At 46.2% G+C, this 12126-nt stretch carries 8 protein-coding genes; all 8 read right to left on the bottom strand.

Features of this window, described 5'->3' with window-relative positions; translation table 11 throughout:
- Positions 1–182: 182 nt before the first annotated feature.
- On the bottom strand, positions 183–5048 hold the full coding sequence (locus B5F53_RS08630; protein ID WP_087222385.1) for a beta-L-arabinofuranosidase domain-containing protein: 4866 nt from the start codon (positions 5046–5048) through the stop codon (positions 183–185).
- Between the two features lie 346 nt (positions 5049–5394).
- Positions 5395–6417: a tetratricopeptide repeat protein gene (locus tag B5F53_RS08625; protein ID WP_087222383.1), complete on the bottom strand. Its 1023-nt coding sequence runs from the start codon at positions 6415–6417 to the stop codon at positions 5395–5397.
- A 12-nt stretch (positions 6418–6429) separates the two neighbouring features.
- Positions 6430–7779 (bottom strand): phosphoglucosamine mutase, encoded by a 1350-nt coding sequence (gene glmM, locus B5F53_RS08620; RefSeq protein ID WP_087222381.1) that lies wholly within the window; start codon positions 7777–7779, stop codon positions 6430–6432.
- An 89-nt stretch (positions 7780–7868) separates the two neighbouring features.
- On the bottom strand, positions 7869–8789 hold the full coding sequence (locus B5F53_RS08615; RefSeq protein WP_087222379.1) for a nucleotidyltransferase family protein: 921 nt from the start codon (positions 8787–8789) through the stop codon (positions 7869–7871).
- Positions 8790–8875: 86 nt separating this feature from the next.
- Positions 8876–9949: a peptide chain release factor 1 gene (prfA, locus tag B5F53_RS08610; protein WP_087222377.1), complete on the bottom strand. Its 1074-nt coding sequence runs from the start codon at positions 9947–9949 to the stop codon at positions 8876–8878.
- Positions 9942–10817 (bottom strand): peptide chain release factor N(5)-glutamine methyltransferase, encoded by an 876-nt coding sequence (prmC, locus tag B5F53_RS08605; RefSeq protein WP_087222375.1) that lies wholly within the window; start codon positions 10815–10817, stop codon positions 9942–9944. Before prmC ends, prfA begins: the two co-directional genes overlap by 8 nt.
- Complete coding sequence (locus B5F53_RS08600) at positions 10814–11815, bottom strand: DUF1385 domain-containing protein (protein ID WP_087222373.1); 1002 nt, start codon at positions 11813–11815, stop codon at positions 10814–10816. The genes prmC and B5F53_RS08600 overlap by 4 nt, the downstream gene beginning before the upstream one ends.
- 76 nt (positions 11816–11891) lie before the next feature.
- Complete coding sequence (gene rpmE, locus B5F53_RS08595; protein ID WP_087222371.1) at positions 11892–12095, bottom strand: 50S ribosomal protein L31; 204 nt, start codon at positions 12093–12095, stop codon at positions 11892–11894.
- Positions 12096–12126: the final 31 nt, after the last annotated feature.

Genomic DNA, 12126 nt, shown 5'->3' with positions numbered 1-12126 from the left:
TACTATTTAGGTGGGTTTTCTTTAGATGTTTTATAATTATTTCATATATTTGTCTGGAAATCAGGTCTCCAAGTTGTTTTTTTAGATACAAGTTATTTTTTATCTCATTCCATGGTATTTGAACACACGAAATGAAAGCAGAGCCGGCTTCCGAAGAAACCAGCCCTGCCATGCTGTTTGTTTTATTTTGCTGCAGAAACGCCTTTTGCGTCATAGGTACCCCACAGATTTGCACCATTCATCTTATAATATGCGCGAACAGTATAAGTATATGTGGTTCCTGCTTTTGCAGTGGTATCGGTAAAGCTTCTCACATTCTTTCCAACAGTTCCTACTGTCTTCCAGGAGCTTCCTGCTGTTTTACGGAATACACGGTATCCGTCTGCAAACTGATTTGCACTCACCAGGGAACCGGACCAGGTTACAGTAATACCTTTAGAAGATGCCTGTGCGCCTTTCAGAGCCGGAGAAGACATCACTGCCATTCCCGTCACGCTTCTCTGATAATCACTGGCAACGCTTCCTGCATAAGCTTTTACTGTATAGTAGTAATTTACGCCTAAGGATGCTTTGCTGTCTCTGAATTTCAAAGTAGCTGCGCTTACCGTTCCGATGGATTTAAAGGCGGTTCCGGCTTTTGCTTCTTTTCTGTAAATCACGTATTTCTGAGCGCCCTCAACAGCATCCCAGCTAACGTCCACATTGCTGTAGTTTACAGATTTCGTTGCTACCACCGGCATATCCAGTGCTGTTACATTTACGCTTACCATCACGTCAGAAGGATACTTGGTTGCTGTGCCTGTTGCATTTTCTCCCCAGAATCCTCTAACTGTGTAATAATAAGTCTTTCCTGCTTCTGCTGTCTCATCTGTATAAGAAGTTACATCGCCTGTCACATTGGCAATACCTGCAAATGCTGCGCCCGGTTTTGCTTCTTTTCTGTAGATGCGGTAGCTTGCTGCGCCCACAGAAGTCCAGTTTACGATTACACTGTTATCTTCTGCTGCTTTGGCTGTTACCTTCATCATTACATCTGCAAAGGTATCTTCGGTATGGGTGGATACCACTACATTTGTCGGGTACTTGGTTGCTGTACCGGTTGCATTTTCTCCCCAGAATCCTTTTACTGTGTAGTAATAGGTCTTTCCTGCTTCTGCTGTCTTATCCACATAGGAAGTTACGTCTGCTCCAACTGTTGCCAGTCCTGCAAAGCTTCCGCCGGCCTCTTTGCGGTAGATACGATAGCTTGCTGCGCCTTCGATGGCATCCCAGTCAACGGTTACCCCTTCTTCTCCCAGGGCTGCTGTTACCTGCGGCATTACCTGACCGAAGGTTTCTTCGTCCATACCGGGCTCTGCATAAGCTTTTTCTTCTACTTTTACATAGGCATGATAACGATAGTTATATGCATCATACATCGGATAGAAATCCAGGTTGTTGGTTACCAGATGCGGAACCTTTCCGCTTCCGTCTGCTGCCTGTACAATCTGTACAGATTCTTCCAGTTCTTCACTTAAGGAGATCTTATACCAGTTCATTGGTGTGTAAGAGCTGCGGGTATCTTTTGCAACCATTACGATTGGTCCGTACATTAAGGATGCAACAGTATCTCCGTCTACTTTGTCAGGAGTTTCATCCAGATGTAAGGTATAAGGCATATCAATTTCAACTACATCGCCGTCTGCCCATGTACGGTTGATTTCCACATAGCTGCTCACTTTTGGATTCGTGCAGATGGTATCCCCGTTTACTTTAACTGTGAATCCCTCTGTTGCCCAGTAAGGAACGCGCAGTTTCATAGTAAAGTCTCCGCTTCCGTTTACGGTCAGCTTAGAGTTTTCAGACGGGAAGGTGGTATCCTGTGTTACAGAGATTCCTTTTTCTGCCCAGTCTACAGTTGTGGGCATATACAGATTTACGTATAATGTATCGCCGCTCTTTGCATAGGCTGCCTGCTGGTATTTCACATGATTTTCCATACCAGTTCCGTTGCAGCAGGTAAATCCGCCGTAGTCATAATCATAATCTCTTCTCTGGCCCGGATCGATGGGAAGCATGTAGGTACAGCCGTTATGCATCCATTCTGTTGTATCATGGCTCTGAGATGCTGCGATCTGGTTCATCACCGTTCTCTCATAGTAATCCATGTATGCCGCATTGTCCGGATCATAGAGATATAAGTCTTTTGTCAGCTTCAGTAAGTTGTATGCTGCACAGGTTTCACAGTTTTCACCGCGGCCTGTGTTGCCCAGGATATAAGCGCCCTGCTGATAAGGATATTTGAAGGTTTCACCGGTTCCTACACCGCCGATGGAGTAAGCGTAACGGCTGATTACCATATCCCAGAAGTTCTTTGCTACATTATAATAATAACTGTCGCCGGTTGCCGCATATTCGTGGATGGCTCCAACGATCTGCGGAATGTGCTGGTTTGCATGACGAGTCTGAATGTCGTCGATATTTACTGCCAGATTATCAAAGAAGATAGCATTGTTGAACATCTTAGCTGTCTCAATGTATTTGTCTTCTTTGGTGATCTCATACAGTCTTGCCATGGATTCTGTGATACCGCCCTGTTCTCCGGCAATATACATATCCCACATTTTCTTACGCTGTTCTTCTGTTGTGCAGTTTGCCAGACGATCATAACACCAGCTGGCGATTCCCTCTGCCACTTCCAGTGCTTCTTCGTTTCCGCCGTATTCGTAGCAGTCGATGAAGCCTGCAATCAGTTTATGGAGTGTATAGTAAGGAGCCCAGATAGTAGCGTATGGTGTATACTGCTCTAACAGTGCGAACTGATCCGGAGAGTAAGCGCTTAAGAAGCCTTCGCCCCATTCGTTGGGATCCTTACTCCAGTTGCCCTGTGCCGCGCTGGTTGGCGTACATTTTGTTACGAAATCAGATGCTTTTCCTTTGGACATCTGCTGCAGCTTATGTAATTCGCTGACCATGTAGTCCATTTTCTCTTTGTATTCTTCATCACCGGAAGAAGCATATGCCAGAGCCAGTGCAGAGAGGAAATGTCCTGTGGAATGCCCTCTTAATAATCCGCTTGGCTCTTCCCATCCTGTTAAAGGCTGTGCACCCTCTGTGCTGGCGCCGAAGGTCATACGGAAGTTGTATAACATTCTGTCTGCGTCCATAATCTTCAGATAGGTTAAGGCACGTTCCATGTTCTGACCATAGATGGTATCTGTTCCGTCCAGGTTAATATCGGATAAATCAAATTCCTCTGCAGAAGCTTCTGCCGGAACGGCTACTTCGCCTACAACCGTAACTTTCGCAGAAACTTTCACATCGTCGTATCCTACAACGGTACCTGTCAGTTCCACAACCGCACCTTTTTCACCGAAATCGGTAGCTTTTAAGTTGGTAGGCCATACAACCTTCACTTCTGCCGTGGAATCATCTTCATAGGTTGCTGTTACTTCGTTGGGAAGAGTCGGAAGGTGGTTCACCTGTGTTTCCACTTCCACGCTTTCCACTTCTTTAATCTGTGTCTTTGTATAAACAGCAGATACAGTTACTTCAAATTCTCTGGTAGCGCTGGCTTCGCCGGAAGTAGCTGTTACAGTCAGAGTCGCTGTTTTATCTTTTCCTGCCGGACGGGTAATGGTACCGTCTGCGGCTACCACAGAAGCGTCAGAAGTTGCCCAGCTAAAGGTACTTCCCAGGTCTCCTGCCTGAGGAAGGGTCAGATTGTCCATAACGGCATCCAGTTCGCCCAGGTCAATGGCTGCCAGGTCGGCGGCAACTTTCTCTTCGTCCGAAAGTTCTCTTTTAACAGTTACTTCAAAGGTCTTGCTGTCTGTAACTTCACCGGCTGTAATGGTGGCTGTTAAAGTTACGACCACATCTTCCTGATCTGCACCAGGACGGGTAACGGTTCCGTCTGTAGCTACTACATCCGGATTGGAAGATTCCCAGGAAATGTCAGAACCGGCGCTTCCTTTTAACGGAAGAGTCAGGTTTTCTGTCACTGCAGATGTATCTCCCAGGCTTAAAGATTCTTTATCTCTTGCCACTTTGTCTTCATCCGGGATGGCAAAGCTGTCTGCAACTTCATCGGCGGTCATTGCATAATTGTAAATCTTAAAGTCTGCAACCATACCATTGAAAATATCATTTCCAAACTGTCCGTATCCGATCCAGTTCTGTGTGCTGTTCTGCAGAACACTCAAATCCACTGAAGAAACGGTCTCACCCATCAGAGCTCCGTCTTTGTACAGAGCGATGGTGTTGGATTCTCCGTCAAAGGTTACCGTGCTGTAAATCCATTTTCCCGCTTCCAGAGTAGCTGATTCCGGTCCTTCTTCATTAGACCATCCGGAATCAGTAAGACCTACCGTATATCCTGTATGGCCTGCATTATATCCGTCTGTAAGCAGATACATATAGGAAGTGCTGTTATGTCCGAAATCCCAGATACGCTGATAGCCCTGGTTTTCTTTCACATATACCCAACAACTTACCGTCATACTGTCCAGATCATTTAATGCACCTGACGGCAGCTCCGCATAGGTATGGGTTTCATCCGGCTGACCGCCGTTCATAACAAAGGCTGTATAAGTTTCCCCAAAAATCTCTACTTCTTCGATCTGTGCCTGAGAACCTGTGGGGCGTACTACGCCGGCCTTTCCTGTCCCGGACTGATCGTTAATAATCGTACCATTTTTCAGAGATTCGAAATCGTAGTACAGAACCAGACCTTCTTCTGCCTGTGCATCCGGCTCAGAAGCGTCTGCTTCTTCTGCCTGAGCTGCCGGTCCGGCTTCTTCCTCCATTCTTTCCATCTCCTGGAGTTCTTCCTCACTGAAGTCATAAACGTTGCTGAAGTCGTCCAAATCCTCCTCCAGTAAATCCTCCAAATCGCTTTCGTCTCCCTGTTCTTCTTCCAGGATATTCTCCTGGACTTCTCCTCCGGTCTCTTCCTGCAATACATCGTCTACAGGTGCCGCGCTTACACTGCCTGCCGGTACTGTTCCTATCATGGTCACAGTCAGCAGCCAGGCCAGTGTGCTGGAGATTAATTTCTTCCTTCTCATGTTCCGTCCTCCTTTACATTGTTTTGTGCATTTTATCTATAATAAATAAAATTACACTCAACTTTGGTTTATCAATTCACAAATTCTGATGTTCATCAGAGTGTATTTTAACAAAATTTACCAAAATATGCTTTAGATTTTCTTATTATTTTGGTTTGTTTTTTTAAGTATTTCACCCCTTTCTCATCAGAAAGTTGTTTTTTTAAGATACAAGTTTGTTTTTTACGATACAGGAAATTATTATTTTTTTATTTATTTCTTCAAAAAACAAAAAGAGAAAAGGACAAGTCCTCTTATCAGAAAACTCATCCTTTTCCCTTTTATATTCTGTATTAATTTCTTATTGTCACCCTATGCGGGAGGCCAGAAATGTCTGTTCTTTCTGCATTTCTTCGTCATCAGGGAACCATTCTGTATACTTGTCTGCTTTCTCCTTCGCAGTGGCAAAATCCGACATTTTTTCATACACAACCACTTCGTTGAACATAAGCAGTTTCATATCTTCTGTCTCCGCATCTTCCAGACCGGCCTCGATATTTTTCAGAGCCTCTTCATAATTTCCCTCTTTTATATCGCACAGGGCAAGCCCGTTATATCCTTTGGCTCTGGTTCCTTCCATATCCAGATACTGCTGAAACATCTCTCTTGCGCCGGCCGTGTCTCCCTTTTCCAGATACACCTGTCCCAGAAGGCAGGCCGCCTCTGTTTCTTTCTGATCCACTGCTTTCTGGAGCTGCTCTTTAGCGTTTTCGTAATCTTCCATATAATAGTAAAGCTGCCCTTTCTGATAGCTGTTCTCCTCTTTTTCCAGAGCCTGTTCCAGATACCTGGATCCATCCGCTTCCATTTCTTTTTCTTTATAGGCTTCGTAAATCTGGATGGCCATCTGAGAACTTCCGTCTTTCTCACAGGCTTTTTCAAAGTTGGCCTGAGCCTCCTCATAGGCATCCACTGCCAGATTCACCCGGCCTGCCAGATAATAAGTGTCCGCGTCGGCGCTGTAGTTCATCAGGGACTGGCAGTCAGACAGAGCCTCTTCATACTGCCCCAGTTTATACTCCGCAGTAATTTTATAGGACAGAACGTCTTTTTGAAAACTGTCGCTGGTTTTCTCCTGGGCGAAAGCCTCTCCCAGATATTCCACTGCATTTTCATACTGTCCCAGCTTAAGAGCAGAAACGCCTGCCCCACGGTAAGCCTCCGCCAGATCTTCTCCCTGAGAAATCGCTTCCTGGTATCCCTCAAGGGCATATTCATAATTTTCCTGTTCCAGATCCTGCTGCGCCTGCTTCAGCGCTTCATTTGTGCATCCGCTCAGAAAGAGCGCTCCGCAGACAGCCAACAGGGCAATTGTTCTGTTTTTTCTCATTCTTCTCTCACTCTACGCTTCGACGGTCAGCCCTTCCTGTACCATCACATCAATTACCTGATCCACATATTTGCTGCAGATTTCATCGGTGGATGCTTCTACCATAACACGGATTACCGGTTCTGTTCCGCTTTCCCGAACCAGAATTCTGCCTTCGCTTCCCAGCTCCTCTGCCACCTTGTTTACCGCTTCCTGAACCTTCTGATTTTCTCTGGCAGTCTTCTTATCCGCCACACGCACATTTTTCAGAAGCTGCGGATAGACGGTCATCTCCTTGGCCAGATCGCACAGATCCGCTTTTTTCTCAATGCAGGCTTCCATTACCATCAGAGAAGTCAGAATTCCGTCTCCCGTTGCCGCATACCGGTTAAAGATAATGTGGCCCGACTGCTCTCCGCCGATGCTGTATCCGTTGGCCATCATATTTTCAGCCACGTACTTATCTCCCACGGCCGTCTGTTCATAATTAATGCCTTCTCTTTCCAGCGCTTTATATAAGCCCAGATTGGACATTACGGTAGTAACTACAGTATTTCCGTTTAAATGTCCCTGCTCTTTTAAGAATTTTCCGCAGACATACATAATCTTATCGCCGTCGATGATATTTCCTTCCCTGTCCACAGCAATACACCGGTCGGCGTCGCCGTCATAGGCAAATCCCACATCCAGGCCTTTCTCCAGCACAAACTGACGCAGAACGTCAATATGGGTGGAGCCGCAGTTGGTGTTAATATTGGTTCCGTCCGGCTGATCGTTGATTACAAAGGTCTTGGCCCGCAATGCTTCAAATACGCTTCTGGCAATAGAAGAAGCGCTTCCGTTGGAACAGTCCAGACCTACCTTCATGTCCTTAAATGCTCTGGAAGGAATGGAAATCAAATATCCGATATAACGGTTTCTTCCCGCGGCAAAGTCTATGGTACGACCCACATTTTCTTTGGTAGCCAGTGGAATATCTTTAATCTTTCCGTCAATATAGTCTTCGATCTGCGCCTCAATCTCCGCTTCAATCTTCTGTCCGTTTCCGTTTAAGATTTTAATTCCATTGTCATAGAAAGGATTGTGGCTGGCTGAAATCATAATCCCACAGTCAAAGTCTTCGGTTCTTACTGCATAGGAAACGCTTGGGGTTGTGGTTACGTGAAGCAGATAGGCGTCTGCGCCGGAGGCTGTCAGTCCGGCCACAAGGGCATATTCAAACATATAGCTGCTGCGCCGGGTGTCTTTTCCGATTACGATCTGCGCTTTATGCTTCTGTCCGTAATACCAGCCCAGAAAGCGTCCCACTTTAAAGGCATGATCCACCGTCAAATCCACATTTGCTTCTCCGCGAAATCCGTCTGTACCAAAATATTTGCCCATTTTTTTACTCCTTATCCTTAAACACTGATTTACTATTTCTTACCACATAGTATCACAATTTTTTTATTTTGTCACATTAACGTGGAAACTCATTCATATAAATTTCTTTTATAAACGCCTTCTTCCACCAGTTTTGCAAAGGCCTCCACAACCGTCTGTCTGTCCTCCTGATAGGTAACGCCAAACCAGGTATCATGGGTTTTCAAAACGACTACCTCCGCTTTCTTCCGTTGGATCAAATCGTCCACCACTTCCGGAAGCAGATATTCTTTTTTCAATTCTCCCGGCTTGAGATTTTCCAGAAATTCTTTAAATCCGGTTTCCAGTTCCTCTAAAAATTCCGGGGTCAGACCCCACATATTCATAGATACCAGACTGTTTACATCCACCGGGATACGGGTTCCGTCTCCGGCTGTCACTGCCGCTCCCTGACAGGTCTTTATAATATCATGAGTTTCTTTGATGCCGATTAACTCCCGGTTTTCTCCCAGGCGGCAGATTCCTCTGGTCACCGAACCATGGTCGCTTAAAGTATTTCCAAGAATAAATCCGGCCATGCAAATCTGCATTTTTTCCGATTCCGGGCGATCCGCCACCAGAAAATCATGGACTTTTACAAAGGCTTCCTTTCCATAATAGTCATCTGCATTAATGACAATAAACGGCTCATCCAGAACTGCCCGGCAGCACAGGACTGCCTGCCCCGTTCCCCAGGGCTTGGTTCTTCCCTCGGGAACCTGGATTCCTTCCGGTATATCCGACAGTTCCTGAAAGACATAGGCAACTTCGGCAACTTTCTCTATCCGGCTGCCGATGACTCTGCGAAACTCTTCTTCCAGATCTTTTCGAATAATAAATACAATTTTATTAAAACCCGCTTCCAGGGCGTCATGGATGGAATAATCCATGATAATCTCTCCTCCGGGTCCCACCGGCGCAAGCTGTTTGATTCCCTTTCCGAAACGGCTTCCGATTCCTGCCGCCATAATGACGAGTGCTGTTTTTTTCATTTTTTACTCCCGCTGTTTGCTCCTTTTCCTTTGCCTTTTGTATTCCTGCCTTATTTTACTACATTTGGCAGAACTCTGACAACCGCTTAAACTTCCTGTAATTTGCTTAATTTTGCCGCCTGATCTGCTGCAGTCAGGCTGTCGATAACCTCTTCCAGATCTCCGTTTAAGATGGCGTCCAGACGGTGGAGTGTCAGCTTGATTCTGTGATCGGTTACTCTTCCCTGGGGGAAATTATAGGTTCTGATTTTCTCCGAACGATCCCCGGTTCCAATCTGGCTTCTTCTGGCTTCCGCCTCTTCGTCATGCTGCTTTGCCAGTTCCATTTCATACAGACGGGAACGCAGTACTTTCAGAGCTTTGTCTTTATTCTTTAACTGGGACTTTTCATCCTGACAGGAAATCACGATTCCTGTGGGGATATGGGTCAGACGTACCGCCGAGTCGGTGGTATTAACGCACTGGCCTCCGTTTCCCGAAGCACGGAACACATCAAACTTGCAGTCGTTTAAATCCAGCTGGAAATCAATCTCTTCTGCTTCCGGCATAATGGCCACCGTGCAGGTGGAGGTATGAATTCTTCCTCCGGATTCTGTCTCCGGGACCCTCTGCACACGGTGAACGCCGCTTTCGTATTTCAGTCTGGAGTAAGCGCCCGCACCCTGAATCATAAAGGTAACTTCCTTAAATCCTCCGATTCCGTTTTCATTCAAACTTAACATCTCTGTCTTCCAGCGGCGTGTTTCCGCATATTTTACATACATCCGGTAAACTTCTGCAGCAAAGAGAGCCGCTTCGTCTCCGCCGGCTCCCGCACGGATTTCCACAATCACGTTTTTGGAATCATTGGGGTCCTTTGGAAGAAGCAGGATTTTCAGTTCCCTCTCCAGTTCTCCAATTCTCTTTTTGGCATCGCTCAGCTCTTCTTTGAGCATTTCGCGCATTTCTTCGTCTTTTTCCTCTTCCAGCATTGTCAGACTGTCCTCTTCCGTCTGACGGCAGTCTTTATATTCTTTATAAGTGTCCACAATGGGCTGCAGCTCGCTTTGTTCCTTCATCAGTTTCTGAAACCGCTGCTGATTATCCGTTACGCCCGGCTCTCCCAGTTCACTTAACACCTCTTCAAATCGAATCAGCAGATCTTCTAATTTATCAAACATGTTCTTCCTCCTGTTTTCTTATGGCCTTTCTCCTGCCAGTTACCACCCGATCCAGACCGGCCAGATCTTTTTTCACCGAAATCTCTGTAAAGCCGTGCTCTGTCAGCAGTTTCATCACCTCTTCTGCCTGACTGCACCCGATTTCCAGCAAAATCCAGCCCTCCGGTTTCAAATATCTATGGGCATCCTTTATAATTTCCCGGTAAAAATACAAACCGTCTTCCCTTCCGTCCAGGGCCAGAATGGGATCGTGATCCCGGACTTCCTCCATCAGTTCTTCTATTTCCCCGGTAGGGATATAAGGGGGATTCGATACCAGCATATCAAAATCCCCCTCCAGTTTCTCATATAAATTACTCTCCACCAGTCTGGCGTCAAGCCGGTATTTCTGTCTGTTTTTCCCCGCCACTTCCAGGGCTTCTGCTGAAATATCCGCCCCGATACCCTGGCAGGAAATCCCCCGCTCTTTTGCCAGATACAGAATACTTAGTAAAATGCAGCCGGAACCGGTACACATATCCAACAGGCGAATGGGCTCCTTTATTTTCTCCAGAGCCGTTTCCACCAGAATTTCCGTATCCTGTCGGGGAATCAAAACCCGTTCATCCACAGAAAACTCCATGCCCATGAAAAAGGCCTGTCCGGTCAGATGCTGTAAAGGGATATGGTCTGACCGCTTCTCAATCCATTCCCAATATTTCTGAATCTGTTCCGGAGGAGCTTCTTCCTCCCCGTGGGCAAAGTACCAGGCTCTGGAAATTCCGAAGGCAGATTCCGCCAGAAGCCAGGCGTCCAGTTTCCATTCCTCTATCCGGCTGTCTCTAAGCTTTTTTTCTCCTTCCAGGCACATCTGTCTGTACGTACTCATACGGCTTCTCCCTGCATTTCTTCTTCGGATTTTGTCTCCTCCTCTTCGGGATATTCTTTCTGAAATTCTTCTTTTAAATAGGCTTTCCAGTCAAAGACGGCTTCCACTGCCGCAATGGCCACTTCCGCCATATGGGCATCCGGCTCTCTTGTGGTCAGCTTCTGAAGCGCCAGCCCCGGTTTACTGAGAAGGCAGACCAGCTTGTTCTCACTGCGTCCTGCAAGCTGAATGAACTCATAGGAAACACCTGCCACCACAGGCACCAGCAGAATTCTTCCAACTACCCGCAGCCACAGAAACGGTACTGCCACAAATACAAAATGAAACAGGATACTCACCACCATCACCAGCAGCAGAAAGCTGGTTCCGCACCGCTTATGCTGCCGGGAACTGGCCATTACATTCTCCACCGTCAGATCCATTCCATGTTCCACACAGTTGATGCACTTATGCTCTGCTCCATGGTACATAAACACCCGCTGAATATCTTTCATCCTGGAAATCAGCACCATATATCCCAGAAAAATCCCGGTCTTTACAAATCCTTCCGCCACAGTTACCAGAACTTCCGTTGCACCTGCCTTCCGCAGAAGGCTGGCCAGCAGATAGGGCAGCACCATAAAAATCCCTACGGACAGAACAATGGAAAAAACCATGGTTCCATACATCATGATTTTCTCTGCCCTGGCCTCTTTGCGCTCCTTTTCTTCCCGCTCTTCCTGCGTCAGTTCCTCCTGGTTTTCCTCCTCTTCCTCTTCATAAAAGGAAGCCGAATACATCAGACATTTCGTTCCCACCACCAGAGAATCCACAAAGCTGACAACTCCCCGGACAATGGGCTTTTTAAGAATTTCACGGTTCCCAAAGAGACTTTTATAATCCTCCACTTTGACTTCTATTTCCTGATTGGGCTTGCGAACCGCTACGGAATATTTGTCTTTATGGCGCATCATGATGCCTTCCATTACTGCCTGTCCGCCAATGTTTGATGACTTCATATTTTATTTCCCTCTATTCAAAGAAAGGTTGAGATTTCCCAACCTCAACCTGTTCTTGCATACCATATACTCTGAATTATTTGTTCATGCCGTATTTTCTGTTAAACTTATCAATACGTCCTCTTGCCTGAGCTGCTTTCTGCTGTCCTGTGTAGAACGGATGGCATTTGGAGCAGATTTCCACGTGAATGTCTTTCTTTGTAGAACCTGTTACAAAAGTATTGCCGCAGTTGCAGGTTACAGTTGCCTGATAGTAATTTGGATGGATTCCTTCTCTCATTTCTTTCACCTCTCTATGTCAGTTTCTCTTT

The sequence above is a fragment of the Blautia sp. An249 genome (genome assembly GCF_002159835.1).
In the GTDB taxonomy this organism is placed as follows: domain Bacteria; phylum Bacillota; class Clostridia; order Lachnospirales; family Lachnospiraceae; genus Blautia_A; species Blautia_A avistercoris.
The sequence above is the reverse complement of the archived record's forward strand: the minus strand, read 5'-3'. Positions and strand labels throughout refer to the sequence as shown.